The organism is Achromobacter sp. PD1 (assembly GCF_048541815.1).
GTDB classification, from domain to species: domain Bacteria; phylum Pseudomonadota; class Gammaproteobacteria; order Burkholderiales; family Burkholderiaceae_B; genus Achromobacter; species Achromobacter bronchisepticus_A.
Genome location: NZ_CP183349.1, coordinates 5,017,545 through 5,038,062, shown reverse-complemented (window position 1 = coordinate 5,038,062; position 20,518 = coordinate 5,017,545). Strand labels below are relative to the sequence as shown.

18 protein-coding genes and 1 tRNA gene are annotated in these 20,518 nt (G+C 65.6%); 13 read left to right on the top strand and 6 right to left on the bottom strand.

What is annotated here, in order from left to right; genetic code table 11:
- Positions 1-26: 26 nt before the first annotated feature.
- The 6 genes from ACM1PE_RS23765 (at position 27) to ACM1PE_RS23740 (ending at position 7,287) form a co-directional block, all read left to right on the top strand.
- Entirely contained in the window at positions 27-743 is a 717-nt protein-coding gene (locus tag ACM1PE_RS23765) for a response regulator transcription factor (RefSeq protein WP_059371339.1), read from the top strand.
- Entirely contained in the window at positions 740-2,110 is a 1,371-nt protein-coding gene (locus ACM1PE_RS23760) for a sensor histidine kinase (protein ID WP_419341146.1), read from the top strand. Before ACM1PE_RS23765 ends, ACM1PE_RS23760 begins: the two co-directional genes overlap by 4 nt.
- Positions 2,111-2,172: 62 nt before the next feature.
- Positions 2,173-2,907, top strand: coding sequence for a phosphatase PAP2 family protein (locus ACM1PE_RS23755; protein ID WP_419341145.1), 735 nt, complete (start codon positions 2,173-2,175; stop codon positions 2,905-2,907).
- 156 nt (positions 2,908-3,063) lie between these two features.
- Positions 3,064-3,792, top strand: a complete 729-nt coding sequence (locus ACM1PE_RS23750; protein ID WP_419341144.1) for a FadR/GntR family transcriptional regulator — start codon at positions 3,064-3,066, stop codon at positions 3,790-3,792.
- A gap of 144 nt (positions 3,793-3,936) precedes the next feature.
- Positions 3,937-5,832 (top strand): LTA synthase family protein, encoded by a 1,896-nt coding sequence (locus tag ACM1PE_RS23745; protein WP_419341143.1) that lies wholly within the window; start codon positions 3,937-3,939, stop codon positions 5,830-5,832.
- Positions 5,833-6,369: 537 nt separating this feature from the next.
- A complete protein-coding gene (locus ACM1PE_RS23740) occupies positions 6,370-7,287 on the top strand; it encodes an acyltransferase (protein WP_059371487.1) in 918 nt (305 codons plus the stop codon).
- Here ACM1PE_RS23740 and fahA read toward each other — a convergent pair.
- Together fahA and hmgA are read right to left on the bottom strand one after the other, a co-directional pair.
- Complete coding sequence (gene fahA, locus ACM1PE_RS23735) at positions 7,284-8,600, bottom strand: fumarylacetoacetase (RefSeq protein ID WP_419341142.1); 1,317 nt, start codon at positions 8,598-8,600, stop codon at positions 7,284-7,286. The genes ACM1PE_RS23740 and fahA overlap by 4 nt on opposite strands.
- A gap of 124 nt (positions 8,601-8,724) precedes the next feature.
- Entirely contained in the window at positions 8,725-10,023 is a 1,299-nt protein-coding gene (gene hmgA, locus ACM1PE_RS23730; protein ID WP_088142609.1) for a homogentisate 1,2-dioxygenase, read from the bottom strand.
- Positions 10,024-10,189: 166 nt separating this feature from the next.
- On the opposite strand from hmgA, the gene ACM1PE_RS23725 reads away from it, so the two are divergent.
- Complete coding sequence (locus ACM1PE_RS23725; protein WP_059371346.1) at positions 10,190-11,098, top strand: LysR family transcriptional regulator; 909 nt, start codon at positions 10,190-10,192, stop codon at positions 11,096-11,098.
- Between the two features lie 6 nt (positions 11,099-11,104).
- Here the strand turns inward: ACM1PE_RS23725 and ACM1PE_RS23720 are convergent, their stop codons facing one another.
- The 4 genes from ACM1PE_RS23720 to mutM form a co-directional block, all read right to left on the bottom strand.
- On the bottom strand, positions 11,105-11,299 hold the full coding sequence (locus ACM1PE_RS23720) for a DUF2783 domain-containing protein (protein WP_054451956.1): 195 nt from the start codon (positions 11,297-11,299) through the stop codon (positions 11,105-11,107).
- 19 nt (positions 11,300-11,318) lie between these two features.
- Positions 11,319-12,989 (bottom strand): FAD-dependent oxidoreductase, encoded by a 1,671-nt coding sequence (locus tag ACM1PE_RS23715; RefSeq protein WP_419341141.1) that lies wholly within the window; start codon positions 12,987-12,989, stop codon positions 11,319-11,321.
- Between the two features lie 110 nt (positions 12,990-13,099).
- Positions 13,100-14,053 carry an MBL fold metallo-hydrolase gene (locus ACM1PE_RS23710; RefSeq protein WP_059371348.1) on the bottom strand — a complete coding sequence of 318 codons (954 nt, stop codon included), beginning with the start codon at positions 14,051-14,053 and terminating at the stop codon, positions 13,100-13,102.
- A gap of 139 nt (positions 14,054-14,192) precedes the next feature.
- Positions 14,193-15,020, bottom strand: a complete 828-nt coding sequence (gene mutM / locus ACM1PE_RS23705; protein ID WP_419341140.1) for a bifunctional DNA-formamidopyrimidine glycosylase/DNA-(apurinic or apyrimidinic site) lyase — start codon at positions 15,018-15,020, stop codon at positions 14,193-14,195.
- Between mutM and ACM1PE_RS23700 the strand changes: the two genes are divergently transcribed.
- The 6 genes from ACM1PE_RS23700 (at position 15,019) to ACM1PE_RS23675 (ending at position 20,421) form a co-directional block, all read left to right on the top strand.
- The gene (locus tag ACM1PE_RS23700; RefSeq protein WP_059371350.1) at positions 15,019-16,905 is read left to right on the top strand and encodes a tetratricopeptide repeat protein; all 1,887 of its coding nucleotides are present in this window, start codon (positions 15,019-15,021) and stop codon (positions 16,903-16,905) included. The two genes, mutM and ACM1PE_RS23700, sit on opposite strands and share 2 nt — an antisense overlap.
- Before the next feature lie 53 nt (positions 16,906-16,958).
- The gene (gene lolB, locus ACM1PE_RS23695) at positions 16,959-17,501 is read left to right on the top strand and encodes a lipoprotein insertase outer membrane protein LolB (RefSeq protein WP_059371488.1); all 543 of its coding nucleotides are present in this window, start codon (positions 16,959-16,961) and stop codon (positions 17,499-17,501) included.
- A 76-nt stretch (positions 17,502-17,577) separates the two neighbouring features.
- Positions 17,578-18,489, top strand: coding sequence for a 4-(cytidine 5'-diphospho)-2-C-methyl-D-erythritol kinase (gene ispE, locus ACM1PE_RS23690; RefSeq protein WP_419341139.1), 912 nt, complete (start codon positions 17,578-17,580; stop codon positions 18,487-18,489).
- Position 18,490: 1 nt separating this feature from the next.
- Positions 18,491-18,567, top strand: a tRNA-Gln gene (locus ACM1PE_RS23685).
- Between the two features lie 140 nt (positions 18,568-18,707).
- Positions 18,708-19,658: a ribose-phosphate pyrophosphokinase gene (locus tag ACM1PE_RS23680; protein ID WP_006227587.1), complete on the top strand. Its 951-nt coding sequence runs from the start codon at positions 18,708-18,710 to the stop codon at positions 19,656-19,658.
- Positions 19,659-19,806: 148 nt separating this feature from the next.
- Complete coding sequence (locus tag ACM1PE_RS23675) at positions 19,807-20,421, top strand: 50S ribosomal protein L25/general stress protein Ctc (RefSeq protein ID WP_042797362.1); 615 nt, start codon at positions 19,807-19,809, stop codon at positions 20,419-20,421.
- Positions 20,422-20,518 lie beyond the last annotated feature (97 nt).

Here is a 20,518-nt window from a genome sequence, read left to right as displayed (position 1 = left end):
GCCGCGCACGAAAGGGAATCGCAACCATGGCAACCAGTCCCGCGGCGGGCGCGAATTGCAGGGTATTGATCGTCGAGGATGATCCGGTGATCTCCGGCAACCTGTACACCTTCCTGGAAGCGCGCGGCTTCCTGCCCGATGCCGCCTATTCGGGGCCGGCCGCGCTGGAGCGGCTGAGGGAGCAGCGCTTCGATGCCCTGATCCTGGACATCGGCCTGCCGGGCATGGACGGCAACGCCGTGTTGCATACGCTGCGCAACGACATGCGCGCCGACGTTCCGGTGCTGATGCTGACGGCGCGTGACAGCCTGGAAGACAAACTGGTCGGGTTCTCGCATGGCGCTGATGATTATCTGACCAAACCTTTTGCGCTGCTTGAGGTCGAGGCGCGCCTGATTGCGCTGATTCAGCGCTCCAAGGGGGCGACGGTGGATTCGGTGCGGGCTTTCGGCCCGCTGTCCTACGACACCCGCAACCGCGCGGTGTCGGTCAACGGCACTCCCGTGCATCTCACGCGCAAGGCCGGCCTCATCATCGAAGCGCTGTTGCGCGATCCTGGCAGGGTGGTCTCGCGCGAGGAGCTGGAGTCCATGCTGTGGGGCAACGAACCGCCTTCCTCGGACGCGCTGCGCAGCCAGGTGCACCTGTTGCGCCGCGCCTTGGCCGATGCCGGCTTCGATGGCATCGAAACCATACATGGGACCGGCTGGCGCCTGACGCTGGAAGCTGGAGCGGCCAGATGAGCGGCATTTCCGCGGCGTCGGTCGGGGGTACGCTAACCCAGCGGGTGGTGTGGGCGCTGACCGGAACCGTGGCGTTGTTCGTGACGGCGCTGGCCCTGCTGGCCTACCTCACTTTCGACCAGATGGAAGACGATCTGGTCAACGACATTCTGAATACCGAAATGGACCGGCTGGTGCAGCATGCGCAGGTCAGCGACGGTTTTCTGCCCCGTGAAGGCGTGCGCGAGCTGGGCGGCTCCATGCGCGCCTGGGTCAGTGTGGACGGCAAGCGGCCCACTGGCATGCCCCAGGAAATCGATGCCCTGGATAGCGGCCTGCATCTGGTCGAACCGGGCGCCTACACCTGGCATGTGATGGTGGCCGAAACGGCGCGAGGCAAGGTGTACCTGCTTTACGACGCCACCGAGAACGAAGGGCGGGTTCACGACTTCGGCCTGATCGTGCTGGGCGTGGGCGCCATTTGCGTGGTGGGCGCCTATGCGCTGTCGCGGCGCGTGGCCGCCATCGCGGTCGGGCCGCTGCTGGACCTGACCGACCGGCTGGCCACTTGGGCGCCTGGGGCGCCCGACTTGGCGGTGACGCGCGACGATGAGGCAGGGCGGCTGATAGAGGCCTTCAACCGGGTGCAGAACCAGGTGGACAGGTCGATTGCGCGCGAGCGCGAATTCGCGGGCAATCTCAGCCACGAGGTGCGCACGCCCTTGGCCGCGATCCGCTCGGATAGCGAGTTGATGCTGCTGACCCAGGTACTGACCCCGGACCAACGCCAGCGCCTGACCCGCGTGGTGGACAACGTGGACGATGTGATCGTGTCGCTGGAGAGCGCACGCTCCATGGCGCGGGATGAGCTGCGCCCGGCGGAGTCCGTCGACCTCAGCGAATGCATGGACAACGCCTGGCGCGGCTACGAAGCCCAGGCAGGGTTGGCTGGGCTTGGTTTCGAAAACCGGATCGCCGCCGGTCAGGTTCGCATGCTGGATCGCTATGCCTTGCTGACCGTGTTGCGCAACCTGATCCGCAACGCGGTGGAGCACGCCGCGCCGGCGACGCTGACCGCGAGCGTGACCGCCGACGGCGCGCTGGAGCTGCGCGACGATGGCAAGGGCATTGCCGCCGACGACTTGCCTTTCCTGTTCCGCCGCTATTACAGCGGCCGCATGCGGGATTCCGGCGCGGGCAGCCCCGACGAAACGGCGCGCGGGCTGGGGCTGGCGATCGCCAAGCGCGTCTGCGACATGCAGGGCTGGTCGCTGACGGTCGATTCTTCGCGGCAAGGCGAGCAGCGCGGAACCTGTTTCACGCTGCGTTTCGAGGCCGATGAGGGACACGCGATGGCGGCGGCCGGCGGGGCGCAAGGTCAAATTTGACGAAAGTTTGACTGTCGGCGGCCTAAGCTGCCCGTTTGCCTGACGGACCTCCTGTCGCCACCATGCCGCCCCTATCGCCGCCCGCGTTGCGCAAGCCGACGCCGGCCTCGTATCTGTTGAGCCATGTCTTTGCGATCACGCTTGCGCTGGCCTGCCTGGCATGGTGGGCCAATGTCTCGGGCTTGGATATGCGAATCGCTCGCGCGCTGTTCGATCCGGCGCTGGACGATTTTCCGCTGCGCCTGAACCGTTGGCTGGATCTGATCGGGCATCGCATGGTGCTGGCCCTGCCTATCGGGATAGGACTGGCCGCGGTGGGCGTGGCGGCGGCAAGCTATCGCATTCCGGCCTGGCGGCCATGGCGCGGACCGGCGCTGGCGCTGGCGGCAACCTGCCTGACGGGGCAGGTGCTGGTGAATCAACTGAAGCACTACACGACGCTGCCCCGCCCTTATGATCTGGACTCCCTGGGCGGCTATACCCCTTACCCGTCGTTCTGGTGGACCTGGGTGCGGGCTGCGGGGGGTGGCGCTTTGCCCAGCGGTCATGCTGGCGCGGGCTATTCGATGTTGACCCTGTATTTCGTGGGCTGGGCGTTGGGGCGTCCGGCGTGGCGCTGGTGGGGGCTGGCAGTGGGTATCGCGGGGGGAGTGGGTTTTTCCACGGTGCGTATCCTGCAAGGCGCCCATTTTCTCAGCCAGACGCTTTGGTCCGCTACCTTGATGTGGTTCCTGGCGGCCCTGTTTTTCTATCCCCTCATCGTGGCCCGTCCCACCGCCGCGGGCTTGAACCGTTAGTCGCGGGATGCCCGGGTCGGTTGGTACGGGCGAAACATCGGCGCGCTGCGCGTCGCTGGCGCTATTCTGGCGCGCGGGCCTGATACCCGGCCCAAAGTACAATGGGCAGCGACGCTCGGTCCCGGGCCGCGCTCAACTGCTTTCGGATCCTTGCCAATGAATGTTCCCGCCGATACTCCCGTCACGCCGCGGCGTCGTCCCCGGAACCTGGCTCAGGGGCTGGTCGAGAGCATCACGGAGCGTATCCGTGGCGGGGACATCAGGCCCGGCGACAAGTTGCCGACGGAATCCGAGATCATGCGCCAGTTCGGCGTCAGCCGTACGGTGGTGCGCGAGGCCCTGTCCCGGCTGCAGGCATCGGGCCTGGTCGAGACGCATCATGGCGTGGGGACGTATGCGCTGGAGCCTCGCGGCGGCGGGGATTTCCGCGTGGATCCCGCCGACATCGCCACGGTGCGCGACGTGCTGGTGTTGCTGGAGCTGCGTATCTGCCTGGAAAGCGAGGCTGCCGGCCTGGCCGCGGCCAGGCGCAGCCCGGAGCAGCTGCATGAGATGAGGCGCGCACTGGAAGCCTTCAAGAGCGCACTGGAGAACGACGGCGACACCGTCACGCCGGATTTCCAATTCCATCTGCTGGTCGCGCAAGCCACGGACAACCGTTACTTCGCGGACCTGATGTCGCATCTGGGTTCGGCCATCATTCCGCGCACCCGGATCAATTCGGCGAAGTTTGCGCACGAGGATCGTGCCGCCTATCTGGCGCGGGTGAACCTCGAGCACGAAGACATCTACGGCGCGATCCAGCGCCAGGACGCGGAAGCCGCGCGCGCAGCCATGCGCACGCATCTGAGCAACAGCCGCGAACGGCTGCGGCGCGCGCAGTAAGCGCGGCCGAAGGCTCGTCCCAAACCGCGTTAACCTTTGCGCGTTTTCAAACTTCGAACCACGAGGCGGCATGGCTCTGCTCGGCATATACAGCGGCATTCTTTCATCTGAACAGGCGTTGCGACGCCAGGGGAGGGTGTACGCATGCGCCGTCTGACTCTGCGGTTCATCATTGCGGTCCTGGCGCTGCTGACGCTGTCGCGGCTGGCGCTGGCCTTCTGGATGTGGGATCGGGTGGAGGCGGCAGGCGGGCTCGGGCCGTTGCTGCTGGGCGGCCTGCGCATCGACGTCTGCCTGATGTCCATGGTGATCGCGCTGCCGGCGGTGTTTTCGCCCTGGTTCGGCCATCGGCCGCTGGCCGCCCGCATCACCGCCTGGTGGTTCCGTGTCTGGTGGATGCTGTATGTGCTGCTGGAGGTCTCCACGCCGCAGTTCATCGCGGAATACGACACGCGGCCCAACCGGCTCTATTTCATCTATCTGCTCAATCCGAAGGAAGTCGGTTCGATGCTGTGGCAGGGCTACAAGGGCGTGCTGCTGGCGGCCTTTGTCGTGTTGGCGCTGGCGGCCTGGCTGTCGGTCCGCCTGTTTCCCACCCGCGCCCGCGATCCGTTCATGTCGTGGTGGAAGCGGCCGCTGGCGTCGTTCGTGATCCTGGCGCTGGTGTTCCTGGGCGCGCGCGGCACGCTGGAGCATCGTCCGATCAATCCGGCCAAGGTCGCCTACAGTTCCGACGCCATGGTCAATGCGCTGGCGCTGAATTCGCTGTATAGCGTGTTCGACGCCGCCTACCGCATGCGCGATGAGCGTTCGTCGGCAGCGATGTATCCCAAGATGGCGGTGGACGAAATGAATGCCATCGTGCGCGAGAAGGCCGGGCTGACGGGCGCGCCGCTGGACGCGCGGTATCCCAGCTTGCATGAGCAGAAGGCGATGGCGCGCCCGGATAAGCCGTTGAACCTGGTGATCATCCTGCAGGAAAGCCTGGGCGCGCAGTATGTGGGCAGCCTGGGCGGCCGTGATCTCACGCCCAACATCGACCGGCTGGGCAAGGAGGGCTGGATGTTCCACCGCGCCTACGCGACGGGCACGCGCTCGGTGCGGGGCATCGAGGCGGTCACGGCGGGCTTCCTGCCCAGCGTGGCTGACGCGGTGGTGAAGCTGCCGCGTTCGCAGACGGGTTTCTTCACGCTGGCGCAGGTGCTGGGCAAGCATGGCTACCATTCGCGCTTCGTGTACGGGGGCGAGTCGCACTTCGACAATATGCGGGCTTTTTTCCTGGGTAACGGCTTTAACGAAATCGTGGACCGTCCCAAGTTCGTGAATCCAGTGTTCGAAGGGTCGTGGGGCGCCTCGGACGAGGACATGTTCAACCAGGTGGACCGGCTGCTGCGGGCGGATGGCGACAAGCCGGTGTTCACGCTGGCGTTCTCGGTGTCGAATCATTCGCCGTGGGAGTATCCGGAAGGGCGCATCAAGCCGGTGGGAGATCCGGCCACGGTGGATAACACGGTGCGTTACGCGGACTGGGCGCTGGGGCAGTTCTTCGACAAGGCGCGCGAGGCGCCGTACTGGGACAACACGGTCTTCCTGGTGATCGCGGATCACGATTCGCGCGTCTATGGCTCCATTCCGGTGCCGGTGCGGCATTTCCAGATTCCCGCGCTGATTCTGGGGGCGGGGATTGCGCCTCGGCAGGATGAACGGTTGGTCAGCCAGATCGACATGGCACCTACCATGTTGTCCTTGATGGGACTGGACAACGTGAATCCCATGCTGGGCGTGGATCTGACGCAGCGGGATCCGAATCGGGCGATGATGCAGTACGCGGATAATTTCGGCTATCTGCAGGGGGATCAGTTGCTGGTGCTGGAGCCTTCGAAGGCGCCGCGGCAGTTCAGGTATGAGGCGGCGCCTGTGGGGCGGGATGAGGTTTATGCGCCGGTGGAGCCTTTGGATCCTCGGCTCTCGGAAGAGGCCTTGGCGCATGCTTTGTGGGCTAGTTGGGCGTATCGGGAAGAGCGGTATCGGTTGCCTTGATGGTGGCGCTTTATGCGGGATGATGCTGGTTCTTAAGACGCTTGGGGCGTCGGGGGGCTGGGGTGCGCGGGGCAACGATTGCGGTCCGGAGCCTTCGCTCCGGACTTCCCCTGCGTCATCCTCGTACGCCTTCGGCTCCCTACGGATTCCCTTGGGCTTATCGACGCCCCGCGCGCCCCAGGCCCCCAACGCCCCAAGCTTCGGTGTTTGAAACTTCACGGTCGCAGGGACGGGTGGTGTGCTTGGCATGCTTGCCGCGGGCGGCGGGGCGGTGGAAGATCTTGCGGTGCCCGCTCGATTAGGCCGCCCGGGCGGCCCAATCGAGCATACGCGGCGTCTTGCGCTGTGTTGTTTTGGGTGGTGGGACTGTGCGCTGATCGCTGACCGCGGCTTGATTCTGCGCAAGTCGGATTTTTTGTGAAGGTAGGAAACTGGCGCATGACTTTTCCTGAATCGTCTTCCGGGGCAGGCCGTGCTGCGGCTGCCCAATCAAACAAATCTAGTATTCGCGTGCTGCCGCGCCGCCGCGTGCTGCCGTTGCCGCGCGGGCGTTTCGCCTGGGTGACGGGTGTGATCAGTACCGTTTGGCTGGCGCTCAACACGGTGTTCTGGTGCCTGCTTCTGTTTCCGCTGGCCTTGTTGAAGCTGCTGCTGCCGTTCGCGGCGGTCAGGCGGGGGATCGATCCCGTGCTCAACGGTATCGCCACGGCCTGGGTGTCCTGCAACGCCGGATGGCTGGCGCGGATCCAGGATGTGTCCTGGGATGTGCAGGGCAATGACGGACTGCGCTATGCGGACTGGTATCTGGTGAACTGCAATCATCAGTCCTGGGTGGATATCTTCGTGTTGCAGCAGTCGCTGAACCGGCGTATTCCGTTGCTGAAGTTCTTCCTGAAGCAGCAACTGATCTATGTGCCGGTGATCGGGCTGGCGTGGTGGGCGCTGGATTTTCCGTTCATGAAGCGCCACGGCAAGGCGGCGTTGCGCCGCAATCCGGATCTGGGGCGGCAGGATCAGGAGACCGCGCGGCGGGCCTGCGCGAAGTTTTCACTGGTGCCGACCAGCGTGATGGTGTTCGCCGAAGGGACGCGTTTCAGTCCTGCCAAGCGCGATGCGCAGGGATCGCCGTACCGGCATCTGCTCAAGCCCAAGGCGGGCGGGCTGGCGGTGGCGTTGAATGCGATGGGCAAGCGTTTCCGCTCGATGATAGACGTGACGATTGCCTATCCGGAGGGCGCGCCCAGCTTTTGGGATCTGGCCTGCGGCCGTGCGGGGCGGGTGCTGGTGCGCATGCGGCAGTTGCCGGTGCCGCCGGAGTTCTGCGAAGGCAACTACTCCGGCGACAAGGCGTTCCGCACGACCTTCCACCACTGGCTGGGCCAGCAGTGGCAGGCCAAGGACGATGAGATCGAGGCGTTGACGGCGCCCGCCAGGGCAGGCGCCGGCGCGGATTAGGCGCGGGCGGGCAGCACCGTGCCGGAGCAGGCGCCGAAGCCGATGCGCGGATAGCCCGCCTTCACGCATTCGGCACGGATGATGACCTGGTCGCCATCCTGCAGGAAGGTGCGCTTTTCGCCCCAGGGCAGGTCGATCGGGTTCTTGCCGCCGTTGCTCAGTTCCAGCAGCGAGCCGGCTTCCGAGGGTTGCGGGCCGGACAGGGTGCCGGTGCCCAGCATGTCGCCCGGTTGCAGGTTGCAGCCGTTGACGGTGTGATGCGTGATCAGCTGCGCCACGTTCCAGTAGGCATCGCGGAAGTTGCTGCGCGACAGGAAGGCGGGCGGCTGCTTGTCGGCGCGCGATTTCTCGGTGGTCAGCAACACTTCCATCTGCACGTCGAAGGCGCCCTTGGCGCGGTTGGCGTCGGATGCCAGGTAGGGCAGGGGCTGCGGTTCGGACGGGCCGCGCATCCACTGCGTGCGGAACGGCTCCAGCGCTTCCATGGTGACGACCCAGGGCGAGATCGTGGAGGCGAAGTTCTTGGCCAGGAAGGGGCCCAGGGGCTGGTATTCCCAGGCCTGGATGTCGCGCGCCGACCAGTCGTTCAGGATGCACAGGCCGAACACGTGCGATTCGGCGTCGGCCAGGGGGATGCGGTCGCCCTGGGCGTTGCCCGTACCGACGAAGATGCCCAGTTCCAGTTCGTAGTCCAGGCGGGCGCAGGGGCCGAATTGCGGCGCCTCGCCCTCATTGGCGGGACGAGTCTGGCCGACGGGGCGGGGGAATTTCTGGTCCACGCCGATGCTGGAGGCGCGGCCGTGATAGCCGATGGGCACCCACTTGTAGTTCGGCAGCAAGGGGTTGTCGGGGCGGAATTGCTTGCCCACGGCGGTGGCGTGGTGCACCGAGATATAGAAGTCGGTGTAGTCGCCGATGCGGGCGGGCGTGGCGTATTCGGCGTCGGCTTGCGCAACCAGCAGCGGCTCGACCGTGGCGCGCAGGGCAGCGCCTTCGCGCAGCGCGCGCGACAGCGCCAGGCGCAGGGCGCTCCAGTGGGCTTGGCCCAGGGCCATCAGGGCGTTCAGGCTGTCCGTGGCGCACGCTGCCAAGGCCTCGGCTGCCAGGCCTTCGAAGGGCTGTTTGGCGGCCAGCGCGGCCAGGTCCAGGATCTGGTCGCCGATGGCCACGCCGGGGCGGAACGGTTCCGTCGTGCCCTTGCGGCGGAAGGTGGCATAGGGCAGGTTCTGCACCGGGAAATCCGACTCGCCGGTGTTGGCGCTGGCGATCCAGCTCTTCAGGGACGGGTCGTGGGTTTCGTTGATGGTGGTCATGGCTGCGTGTCTCTTTCAGTGTGGTTATGCGGTGGCCGGGCGCCAGGCGCCGGAAATTACAAATGCCAAACGGCGATGAGCTTGCGCTCATCGCCGCGGGCGTGGAAAGCAGGAGGTCTGCGCGTCACGCCTTGCTGGGGTCGAAATGCTTGGCGATGCCCTGCCAGCACCGGTAGTAGTCGCCTTGCAATTCTACCGAGGCCAGCGCCTGTTCCGTGGGGCGGATGACGCGCCGCGTCTCGAACATGAACGCCATCGTGTCACGGATGTAGTGGGCTTTGCTGGTGTCGGCGTGGGAGGCCTTTTCGAAGGTCTCGGCGTCGGGGCCGTGGCCGCTCATGCAGTTGTGCAGGCTGGCGCCGCCCGGTGCGAAGCCGTCGGCCTTGGCGTCGTAGACGCCCTGGATCAGGCCCATGAATTCGCTGGCGATGTTGCGGTGGAACCAGGGCGGACGGAAGGTGTTTTCCATGGCCAGGATGCGCGGCGGGAAGATCGCGAAATCCATGTTGGCCGTTCCCGGGGTGTCCGACGGCGCGGTCAGCACGGTGAAGATCGAGGGGTCCGGATGGTCGTAGCTGATGGAGCCGACGGTGTTGAAGTTGCGCAGGTCGTACTTGTACGGCGCGTGCGTGCCGTGCCAGGCCACCACGTTCAACGGCGAATGGTCGATGGATGCGCGCCAGAAGCCGCCCGTGAACTTGGCGATGAGTTCGAAGTCGCCTTCGAGGTCTTCGTACCAGGCCACCGGGGTCTTGAAGTCGCGGGCATTGGCCAGGCAGTTCGAGCCGATGGGGCCCAGCTCCGGCAGACGCATGGCCGCGCCGAAGTTCTCCAGCATGTAGCCGCGGGCGCTGCCGTCCAGCAGTTCGACGCGGAAGCGCACGCCGCGCGGGATGACCGCGATTTCCAGGGGTTCCAGGTCGATCAGGCCCAGTTCAGTGGCCAGGCGCAGGCGGCCTTCCTGCGGCACCAGCAGCAGTTCGCCGTCGGCGTTGTAGAAGTAGCGTCCTTGCATCGAGCGGTTGGCCGCGTACAGGTGGATGCCTACGCCGCTCAGTTCGTCGGGGCCGCCGTTGCCGCCCCAGGTCTTCACGCCTTCCAGGAAGTCGGTGGGGGCGGCGGGAATCGGCAGCGGGCTCCAGCGTAGCTGGTTGGGCGTGACGGGTCCCTGGCCGAAGGTACTTTGCCAGCCGGCGGCGCCGTCAAAGGCCTCGAACGGCTTGTGTTGGGCGCCGGGGCGGATGCGGTAGAGCCAGGAGCGGCGGTTTTCGCTGCGCGGCGCGGTGAAGGCGGTGCCGGACAACTGCTCGGCGTACAGGCCATAGGGGCATTGCTGCGGCGAGTTGCGGCCCAGCGGTAGCGCGCCGGGCAGGGCTTCGGTGGCGCAACTGTTGCCGAAGCCGGTCTGGTATTGCAGTTCCATGGATTCCTCCTGAGCGGCGGCGCGGTGCTTGGCCGCGCGGCCTGGTGCGGGTGGCTCGTCCGGAAGGGGTCCGGAGCCCATATGGCATTGTCGGAAAAAATCCCCGCTACGGCTATGGGAATGTAAAAATAGAGACTATAAATTTTGTGAATAGTAGGGGGGGTGTATGGCCGAGCTGCGCGATGTCGATCTGAACCTGCTGCTGTTGTTCCAGCATCTACTGGAGGACCGCAATCTTTCGGCCGTGGCGCGGCGCATGGACCTGTCGCAACCGGCTGTCAGCAACGCGCTGCGCCGCTTGCGCGAAGCATTCGGCGACGATCTGTTCGTGCGCACGGCGCAGGGCATGCTGCCCACGCCGCGCGCGCAACGCCTGGCGGGGCCGGTCAGCGAGGCGTTGACCATGTTGTCGCAGGCTCTGAAGGACCAGGACGTCTTCGATGCCGCCACCAGTACGCGCCGCTTCCGGGTGGCGATGACGGACGTGGGCGAGATCCACTTCATGCCACGCCTGATGGAAGTCTGCGTGCAGGTGGCGCCGCTGGTGCGTATCGACTCAGTGCGGGTGCAGGGACCGGACCTGCCGCGGGAAATGGAGGCCGGGCGGGTGGATCTGGCGATCGGCGCCTTTGATGAAATGGGGGCGGGTACGCTGCAGCGCATGCTGTTCCGCCAGGGCTATGCGACCTTGTTCCGGCAGGCGCATCCGACGGCGCACGCCGGCATGAGCCTCAAAGCCTTCCGGGCCGAACGCCACCTCATCGTGTCGCGCGCGGCGCCTTATGGACAGGTCAATCAGTCCATGGAACGCGCCGGCGTCGAACTGGCTGAGCACTTCAGCGTGCCGCATTTTTCGGCCGTGCCCTATATCGTCAGCGCGACCGACCTGCTGGCGACCGTGCCCGAAAAACTTGCCGCCAGCGCCGCGTCGCCGTTCGGCCTGCGCTACATCACGCCGCCGATAAGAGTGCCGGCGCTGCAGACCAATATGTACTGGCAGCGCCGGGTGGACCGGGATGGCGGCAACCAGTGGCTGCGCGCGTTGATCGTCAATACGTTCGCGGTCGGGGCGTGAACGGAACTACGGCGCCACCGACGCCCGCGCCTGGCGCAGCGCCTCGCGCAGCACTTCCATGTCGCCCAGGTGGTTGGCCAGCAGCAGGATCAGCGCCGCATTGAGCTCCTGGCTCTGCTCGTTGGTGAGGTCGCGGTGGGTCTCGATCAGCGCTTCGTAGAAGTCGTCCGGCGAGACCAGGTTGGTTTCGGTAATCAGCATGATGGAGTCATCTCGAAGTTCAGGCGCGGCCCGTGGCGCGGCTGACGGCCGCGGTGACGGCGCCGGCGGCGAAAGCGCGCCAGCGGGCGGTGATGTGCTGGTCGGGGCGGATCAGGTAAGCCGTGCCGGCTTGCGCGTCATAGCGCTTGCCCAGGCAGCCTTCGCGGTCCGTGACGCAAGCCAGTTCCTTGGGCAGCGCGGACAGGTCGCATTGCGGGCTGGCGACCAGCACGGCCTTCACCGGCACGGGCGCCATGCGCAGGGCCTGCAGGGCGATCAACGTCTCGCGGTCGGGCAGGGAGTCGCCACAGAAGAGCGCCAGCACGAATTCGCCGTCCAGCTGCGCCAGCCACCAATCCTGCGCGTTCACGGGGGCGTCCAGCGCGACCGCGCCCGGCACCATGCGGCCGCTGAAGGCGTCGGTGTCCGGCGTGTTCAGCGGTGAACCGGCGTAGGTCGCGGGCAGCGACAGGCGGCCGCTGTTGACCAGCGAGCGCGCGAACGGATGGGTCTTGGCCAGGTTCAGCACCGCGTTGCGGAAGTTGCGGCTGATGTCGCTCTTGGGCGTGATGAAGTCGGTGGCGCGCGAGGAGTTCAGGATGTTCTCGTCGGCGGCGTATTCGCGCTCGACGGCGTAGCTGTCGATCAGCGTCTCGGGCGCCTGGCCGGCCAGCACCAGCTTCAGTTTCCAGGCCAGGTTCTCCGCGTCCTGCACGCCGCTGTTGGCGCCGCGGGCGCCAAACGGCGATACGCGGTGCGCGGAGTCGCCGGCGAAGACGACACGGCCGTGGCGGAACTTGTCCATGCGTTCGCACGCGAAGGTATAGACGCTGACCCATTCCAGCTCGAAGCGCGCGTCGGGGCCCAGTAGTGCGCGGATGCGTGGCAGCACGTTTTCAGGCTTGACGGCCTCGACCGGGTCGGCGTTCCAGCCCAGCTGGAAGTCGATGCGCCAGACATTGTCGGGCTGGCGATGCAGCAGCACGGACTGGTTGGGATGGAAGGGCGGGTCGAACCAGAACCAGCGCTCGGTCGGGAAGTCCGCCTGCATCTTGACGTCGGCGATGAGGAAGCGGTCGCGGAAGATGCGGCCATGGCTTTCCTGGCCGATCAGCTTGCGCACCGGCGAACGCGCGCCGTCGCAGGCGATCAACCAGTCGGCATGCAAGGCATACGCGCCGTCCGGGGTCTCCACGTTCAGGACCACGCCGTCATCGCGCTGTTCCAGGCCGACAACTTTGTTCTTCCAGCGCAGATCGATATTGGGTTCCTGGCGCGCCTGCTCGTACAGATAGCCTTCGGCGTAGTACTGCTGCAGGTTGATGAACGCCGGGCGGCGGTGGCCGGGTTCGGGCAGCAGGTCGAAGCGCCAGACTTCCTGCTCGCGGAAAAAGACCTTGCCCACGTTCCAGGACACGCCCTTGTCGATCATGCGCTGACCCACGCCCAGGCGGTCCCAGATCTCCAGCGTGCGCTTGGAGAAGCAGATGGCGCGGGAGCCGGTCGACAGGCGGAAGTCGTCGTCCAGCACCACCACGCGCACGCCCTGGCGCGCCAGGTCCAGCGCCGTGGTCAGGCCGACCGGGCCGGCTCCCACCACCACCACCTGATGGCGCGCCAGCTCGCTGGCGGCCTGGTCGGCGTGCTTTTCATAGGCGAATTCCATCGCCTGAAAGTCGATGTCTCCCACTGTTGTCTCCTGTGTGGGTCATATTGTTTTTATGTCGCGAAGCCGCGCGCCGCCTTGCGGCGCGCGATTACGGTTGCTGCTTGGATGGGCCGTTGGCGGCCCGGCGGGGATCAGCCTTCCAGCTGCGCCCACATTTCCAGGTCGCGCTTGTCGGTCCAGATGCGCGGGTGGGTGTAGCCGGTGGCTTCGTCATAGGCGCGCGACACGTCGAACGGCATGCAGTGGTCGAAGATCACCCAGTCGCTGTAGCGCGGCTTCATGAAGTCGTAGACCTCGCGGTAGATGGTCTTCAGGTCCTTGCCTTCGGCCACGCCGCGGTTCACCGCGCCGTACAGGTCGGTCAGGAAGGCGCGCGTGCCGGCCAGGCCCTGACGCACTTCAGTGGCGTTCTTCAAGGCGGGGCCGCGTCCCGGCACCATCTTCTCGGCTTCGAAGCTCGACAGCGCGTCCAGCGTGCTGGGCCAGTCGCGGAAGTAGGCGTCGCCGCAGTAGGGGGTGGACTGGTATTCGACCAGGTCGCCGGCGAACAGGATCTTCTGCTCGGGCAGCCAGGCGATGGTGTCGCCCTTGGTGTGGCCGCGACCCACTTGCAGCAGCTTGACTTCCAGGTTGCCCAGGTTGACGGTCATTTCGCCCTTGAACGTCATCGTCGGCCAGACCAGGCCAGGCGGAATCGATTCGGCGTTACGGAACAGGCGGGGGAAACGGCCGATCTCGCTGGCCTTGTCCTGTTCGCCGCGTTCGGCGATCAGGTCGTAGGTGTCGCGGCTGGCCAGGATTTCCTGGGCGTTGTAGGCCGACGCGCCGAACACGCGCACGGCGTGATAGTGCGACAGCAGGATGTACTTGATGGGCTTGTCCGTGACTTCGCGGATGCGGCGGATCACGTCTTGCGCCATGACCGGGGTGGCCTGGGTGTCGACCACCATGACGGCCTCGTCGCCGATGATCACGCCCGTGTTGGGGTCGCCTTCGGCCGTGTAGGCATAGGCGTTGTCGGACAGTTTTTCGAACGAGACGACCTTGTCGTCCAGGTCGGCGTGCGAGGCGAATTGCTTGCTCATGGAGGCTCCTTCCACTTTTATAGGAATAGGGTGTGTGGAAGGAATATAGCCCGGCGTTAGTTTTCGTGCAATACGTTTGCTATAAACAAATGGTCTTGTTTTTACAGGGATTTCCCGCGGATTTCAGCGGTGTCAGCGGTCAATTCCTTTGGCATTTCGGGCAGTAGTAGGTGGCACGCTGCCCTTGGACGATGCGCCGTATCGGGGTGGCGCAGACCCGGCAGGGCTGACCCTCGCGTTCGTAGACGGCGGCGTGGATCTCGAAGTAGGCGCCCGGCTCGCCGGTGGCCCCGACATAGTCGCGCAGCGTGCTGCCGCCCGAGGTCAGGGCATCGGCCAGGGTGGCGCGCACCATCTCGGCCAGGCGTTCGCAGCGGGCCGGCGACAGCTTGTTGGCCGGCGTCTTGGGATTGATGCGGGCGCGGAACAGGCTTTCCGACGCATAGATATTGCCCACGCCCACCACCGCCATGCCGGCAAGCAGCACCTGCTTGATGGCAGCGCCGTGGTTCTTGAAGTGGCGGTGCAGCCAGGCGCCGTCGAAGCGCGGGTCGAAGGGTTCGATGCCCAGCTTGGCCAGCAGGGGATGGGCCTCTATGGGGCCGTCGGATTCGGGGTGCCACAGCACCGCGCCGAAGCGCCGCGGGTCGTGCAGGCGCAGTACCGCTTGCTCGAAGACCCATTCGACATGGTCGTGCTTGCGCAGGAATTCGCCAGACGCGACGCTGCGCAGCGACCCCGACATGCCCAGATGCACGATCTGGGTGCCGTGTTCGAACCGCAGCAGCAGGTACTTGCCGCGGCGCGCGCATTCCAGCACGGCGCGGCCGGCGACCTGCGCAGGCAGATCCTGCGGGATCGGCCAGCGCATGCGGGATTCATGGATGACCAGCCGCGTCAGCGTCCGGCCGGTGATGACGGCGTCGATTCCCCGACGCGTGGTTTCGACTTCAGGCAGTTCCGGCATGAGCCAGTGTAAGATCATTAATTGCGTGTACGAAGATTGTGCCATCAACCGGACGGGCCGCGTGAAGTCGTCTTTCAAACCTATAAATATCGGGATCGCCGCGCTAGCGCTTGCGCTGGCAGCAATATTGACCCCGCCGGCCCAGGCCGCCGACAGCCGGACGCGCGATGCGACCGGGCCCAGGATGGCGCCCCAGAGCCGCCACCCTGAAACCGAAGTCATCCGGCTGCGCCCCGGGCAGTTGCCCTATGTCTCGCTGACCGCGGACATCTTTTATCGCGTGCTCGCGTCCGAGATCGCCGCGCAGCGCGGTATGTACGGTTCCGCGGCGACCACCATGCTGGGCCTGGCGCGGGATACCGGTGATCCACGCCTGGCCCGCCGCGCCCTGGAATTCCAGTTGGCCGGCGGTAACCTGCCGGGCGCGTTGGACGCGGCCCGGGTCTGGGCGCGCCTGTCTCCCAATGACGTCGAGGCCAGTTCCACCGAGCTGGCGCTGGCCGCGGCCAACGGCCAGACCAAGGGTCTGTCGCAGGCCTTGCGCAACCGCATCGATTCCTCGCGCGACAAGCCGGCCGCCATTGGCCAGGCGCTGGCCGTGTTGAGCCGGTTGAACGACCGCCGCCTGGCCTTGCGCATCCTGGATGAATCGTTGAGCGACAACGTGCGCAAGCTGCCGGCCGCGCACTTGGCGTTGGCGGATGTGGCTTCCGCCTCTGGCGACTACACCCGCGCCGCGCAGGAGTCCCGAGCGGCCCTGGCGGCGGATCCCAAGTCGGAGCCCGCGGCTCTGCGCGTGCTGGAATACGGCTACAAGGTGGACCCGCAGCGCGCGCAGACCGAGGCGCGCGCCTACATCGCCCGCAACCCCAACTCCCGCAAGGTGCGCCTGATGCTGGCCGGCCAGTTGGCCGACAGCGGCGACTACAACGGCGCGTTGTCTGAATTGCAGGCCATGTCGCGCCGTTCCCCGGAAGATTTCGACCTCCTGTTCATGCAGGCGCAGCTGGCCTACAAGGCTGGGCAACTGCCGCAGGCCAAGAACCTGCTGCAGCAGTACCTGGACGTGCAGCAGCAGCGCCAGCGCGCTACCGTGCCGGGGGCGACCGACGCCGGCGCCGCCGCGGCCGATGCCCATGTGCTGCTGGCCCGCATCGCCGAAGACCAGGGGCAATACGACGACGCCATTGCCGAATTGGGCCGCATCGACGATCCGACGTTGCGCTACTCGGTGCGCATGCGCCAGGCTGCCTTGCGCGCCAAGAGCGGCCGCGTGGACGACGCGCTCGCCATGATCGACGCCGCCGGTCCCCAGGACGAGGAAGAGCGCACGCTGGGCGTGCTGACCAAGGCCCAGATCCTGCGCGACGCCGACCGCGTGCAGCAGGCGGTGTCGGTGTTGGAAGCGGCCGATCAGGCGCTCCCCGACACGGTCGAGATCAAATACGAACTGGCCATGCTGTACGAGCGCCAGAACCGCCTGGCTGACCTGGAACGCATGCTGCGGCAGGTCATCGCGCTGGACCCGGATCATGCGCATGCCTATAACGCGCTGGGCTACACCCTGGCCGACCACAACCAGCGCCTGCCCGAGGCCCTGGATCTGATCACGCAAGCGCTGGAGCTTGCGCCCAACGATCCGTTCATCCTCGACAGCATGGGCTGGGTCAAGTACCGCATGGGCGATTCGGCGGCCGCCGCCGACTACCTGCGGCGCGCCTACAGCGTGCGTCCGGAAGCCGACATTGCCGCCCACTTGGCTGAAGTCCTCTGGACCCAGGGCAAGCGCGACCAGGCCGTCGAATTGCTGCGCGCCGCGGTGTCCAAGGATCCCAAGAACAAGACCGTTCAGGACGTTGCCAAGCGCCTGGGGATCAGCCTGTGACCGCAGTGTTTCAACGTGCGCTCGGCGCCGCCGCGCCGCTGCGCTGGTTCCTGATGGCGATGCTGGCGGCGACGCTGGCCGCCTGCACCACGCCCAAGCCGATTGAAGGCGCCAGCGCCGATGCGTTCTCGCGCATCGGCCGCTTCGCCATCACGGTCAACGAGGAAAGCGGCAAGCAGAACGCCGTGCAGGGCGGCTTCTCGTGGTCTGACGATGGCCGCCACTATGTGCTGGACTTGACCAATCCCCTGGGCTCGACCGAGGCGCGGGTGGAAGGACGGCCCGGCGCGGCCAGTCTGACCAAGGCCGACGGCACCCGTCTGGTCGCCGACAACCCTGATGCCCTGGCTGCGGAAGCGCTGGGCAGCAGCATGCCCGTGTCCGGGCTGCGCGACTGGTTGCGCGGCAAGCTGGCCGCCACGCCCGAAGCGACCGAAGTGTCGCGCGATGAACTGGGCCGCCCGGCGGCTTTCGAGCAGGGCGGCTGGCGCGCGCGGCTCTCGCGCTACGACACGCTAGGTCCCCAATTGCTGGTGCTGGAACGCCTGGAGCCGGGCCGGCGCATCATGCTGCGCCTGGTCGTCAATCAGCCTTGAATAGCGGGCCGTCGTGGCCCGGAATCAGCGGTCGCCCGGTAAAATCGGGCGACCGCTTTTTTTTGTTCGTTCAGCCGTGACTCTCTACGACGTACCCGCTCCCGCCAAGCTCAATCTGTTCCTGCACGTCGTAGGCCGGCGCGCCGACGGTTATCACCTGCTGCAGACCGCCTTCCGCTTTATCGACCTGTGCGACACCTTGCATTTCGATGTGCGCGCCGATGGCGTCATCAGCCGCGCCCAGGAACTGCCGGGCGTGCCGGAAGAACTGGACCTGACCCTGCGCGCCGCGCATGCGCTCAAGCGGGCCACGGGCACGAAGCAGGGCGTGCAGATCGGCCTGGAAAAGCGCATACCGCAAGGCGGAGGGCTGGGCGGAGGCTCCAGCGATGCCGCCTCGGTGCTGATAGCGCTGAACAGGTTGTGGGGCACCGGGCTGTCGCGGCGCGAACTCATGGCGCTTGCGCTGCCGCTGGGCGCCGATGTACCCGTGTTTGTCTTCGGCCAGTCCGCATTCGCCCAGGGCGTCGGCGAAGACCTGACGGCGGTGACGCTGCCGGATTGCGCGTATCTGGTGGCGCAGCCGGACGCCAGCGTGCCCACGCCACAAATATTTTCCGCACCCGATTTGACAAGGGATTCTTCTTCCATCACAATAGCGGTCTTTCTTGCTTCGCCTAATTCCCGCTTCGGCAGGAATGATTTGGAGCCGGTGGTCTACCGTCTTTACCCAGAAGTGCTTGGGGCATCGCGGTGGCTTGCTGAACAGGGAGTCCTTCATGGAAACCCAGTTCGCATGTCGGGATCTGGTGCGTGTTTATTCGCCGAATTTTCCGAACTCTCCGAAGCCGTTTTGGCAGAAGCAGAAATATCCGCTATAATGCGCGGCGCTGATAAAACATTCAGCCAAACGCATCCACGGTTTCGGTTAGTGCAGGCATGTACTGGGTTAGCTGAACATCCGTTGCGGAATTGGATTGCAAGATAGTTGGGGAGTCGCCAAGCTGGTTAAGGCACCGGATTTTGATTCCGGCATGCGAAGGTTCGAATCCTTCCTCCCCAGCCAACCGAATACATAAAAAAGCTGTTGAACACGCCTGTAAGACACTGGCCCGGGTTCAGCAGCTTTTTTATTTTCCGGATCCGCTGGTGCATCACCTCGCATCACCTCGTTAGTGTCTTAAAACGACCATCGCATCATCCATCATGGCAAACGATAGCTTCATGATTTTCACGGGCACCGCCAACACTCGGCTGGCCGTGGACGTAGTCAACCACCTCGATATGTCCCTGGGCAAGATGACCGTCGGTCGCTTCTCGGACGGCGAAGTGATGGTCGAGATCAACGAGAATGTGCGTGGCAAGGACGTCTTCGTCCTGCAGCCCACCTGTGCTCCCACCAACGACAACCTGATGGAAATCATGGTGATGGTCGATGCCCTGCGCCGCGCTTCCGCTGGCCGCATCACCGCCGCCATTCCGTATTTCGGCTATGCCCGCCAGGACCGCCGCCCGCGCTCGGCGCGCGTGGCCATCTCGGCGAAGGTCGTGGCCAACATGCTGCAAGTGGCTGGCGTCGACCGCGTCCTGACGATGGACCTGCACGCTGACCAGATCCAGGGTTTCTTCGATATCCCCGTGGACAACATCTACGCGGGTCCGATCCTGCTGGGCGACATCTGGCGCCGCAATTTCTCGAACCTGGTCGTCGTGTCGCCGGACATCGGCGGCGTGGTGCGGGCCCGCGCGCTGGCCAAGCAGCTGGAAGCCGATCTGGCCATCATCGACAAGCGCCGTCCGCGCGCCAACGTGTCGGAAGTGATGAACATCATCGGTGAAGTCGACGGCCGCACCTGCATCATCATGGACGACATGGTCGACACCGCCGGCACGCTGTGCAAGGCGGCGCAGGCCCTGAAGGACCGCGGCGCCGGCGCCGTTTACGCCTATTGCACGCACCCCGTGCTGTCGGGCGGGGCCATCGACCGCATCGAAGCGTCGGAACTGGACGAACTGGTCGTCACCGACACCATTCCGCTCTCCGAGCAAGGCCAGGCCAGCGGCAAGATCCGCCAGCTGTCGTGCGCCGCGCTGCTGGGCGAGACCATCCTGCGTATCTCGAACGCGGAATCGGTCAGCTCGCTGTTCGTCGATTAAGACGCGGCGTCCCCTCGGACGGGTAGTCCGGATACAGAGTTTTGCGCCTTGCTGGTCGCGGCAAGGGGCAACCAACACGGCGCGCATTTCGCGTGCCGTGCATTAATCGGCGAAGCCTCTTCGCCATTTATTGTTTTTGGAGTTTTCCATGAAATTCAATGCCACTGCGCGTAGCGTCCAGGGTTCGAGTGCGAGCCGCCGCCTGCGCCGCGCGGGCCGCGTTCCCGCCATCGTTTATGGCGGTACGGCTGCCCCCCTGAACATCGAACTCGACCACAACGAGATCTACCACGCCCTGCGCAAGGAAGAATTCCACGCGTCGATTCTGCAAATGGCGCTGGAAGGCGCAGCCAAGGAAGAGCAAGTCCTGCTGCGTTCGGTTCAATGGCACGCCTACAAGCCGCAAGTCCTGCACGTGGACTTCCAGCGCGTGGACGCCAACCAGGCCCTGCACACCAAGGTCCCGTTCCACTTCATCAACGCTGAAGTCTCGCCGGCCGTGAAGCTGGGCGGCGCCATCATCAGCCACGTCCTGACCGAACTGGAAATCACCTGCCTGCCGGCAGCGCTGCCCCAGTTCATCGAAGTGGACCTGAAGGATCTGCTGCCTGGCGCATCGGTCCACCTGGCCGACATCAAGCTGCCCAAGGGCGTGACGTACGTGCCCCACGGCGGTGACGCCAACCCGCTGCTGGCCGCCACGGCCGTGGTCAAGGGCGGCGCTGCCGCCGACGAAGGCGCTGCCGAAGCTCCGGCCGCCTAAGTTCCGCCGGAAAGCCTGCGGGCTTTCCGCGGCTGGTACCCGAAACCCTGCGTGTGCATTTGCATGCGCAGGGTTTTTTGGTTTAAACACCCCCATC

Excerpts from the sequence above, each read along its gene's own strand:
- ACM1PE_RS23680 (WP_006227587.1), top strand. The coding sequence starts at position 18,708 with ATGGCAAACGATAGCTTCATGATTTTCACGGGCACCGCCAACACTCGG.
- ACM1PE_RS23745 (WP_419341143.1), top strand. The coding sequence starts at position 3,937 with ATGCGCCGTCTGACTCTGCGGTTCATCATTGCGGTCCTGGCGCTGCTG.
- ACM1PE_RS23720 (WP_054451956.1), bottom strand. The coding sequence starts at position 11,299 with ATGCTGATTACCGAAACCAACCTGGTCTCGCCGGACGACTTCTACGAA.
- ACM1PE_RS23700 (WP_059371350.1), top strand. The coding sequence starts at position 15,019 with ATGAGCCAGTGTAAGATCATTAATTGCGTGTACGAAGATTGTGCCATC.
- hmgA (WP_088142609.1), bottom strand. The coding sequence starts at position 10,023 with ATGGAACTGCAATACCAGACCGGCTTCGGCAACAGTTGCGCCACCGAA.
- mutM (WP_419341140.1), bottom strand. The coding sequence starts at position 15,020 with ATGCCGGAACTGCCTGAAGTCGAAACCACGCGTCGGGGAATCGACGCC.
- ACM1PE_RS23710 (WP_059371348.1), bottom strand. The coding sequence starts at position 14,053 with ATGAGCAAGCAATTCGCCTCGCACGCCGACCTGGACGACAAGGTCGTC.
- fahA (WP_419341142.1), bottom strand. The coding sequence starts at position 8,600 with ATGACCACCATCAACGAAACCCACGACCCGTCCCTGAAGAGCTGGATC.
- ACM1PE_RS23675 (WP_042797362.1), top strand. The coding sequence starts at position 19,807 with ATGAAATTCAATGCCACTGCGCGTAGCGTCCAGGGTTCGAGTGCGAGC.
- ACM1PE_RS23750 (WP_419341144.1), top strand. The coding sequence starts at position 3,064 with ATGAATGTTCCCGCCGATACTCCCGTCACGCCGCGGCGTCGTCCCCGG.
- ACM1PE_RS23765 (WP_059371339.1), top strand. The coding sequence starts at position 27 with ATGGCAACCAGTCCCGCGGCGGGCGCGAATTGCAGGGTATTGATCGTC.
- ACM1PE_RS23755 (WP_419341145.1), top strand. The coding sequence starts at position 2,173 with ATGCCGCCCCTATCGCCGCCCGCGTTGCGCAAGCCGACGCCGGCCTCG.
- lolB (WP_059371488.1), top strand. The coding sequence starts at position 16,959 with ATGGCGATGCTGGCGGCGACGCTGGCCGCCTGCACCACGCCCAAGCCG.
- ACM1PE_RS23725 (WP_059371346.1), top strand. The coding sequence starts at position 10,190 with ATGGCCGAGCTGCGCGATGTCGATCTGAACCTGCTGCTGTTGTTCCAG.
- ACM1PE_RS23760 (WP_419341146.1), top strand. The coding sequence starts at position 740 with ATGAGCGGCATTTCCGCGGCGTCGGTCGGGGGTACGCTAACCCAGCGG.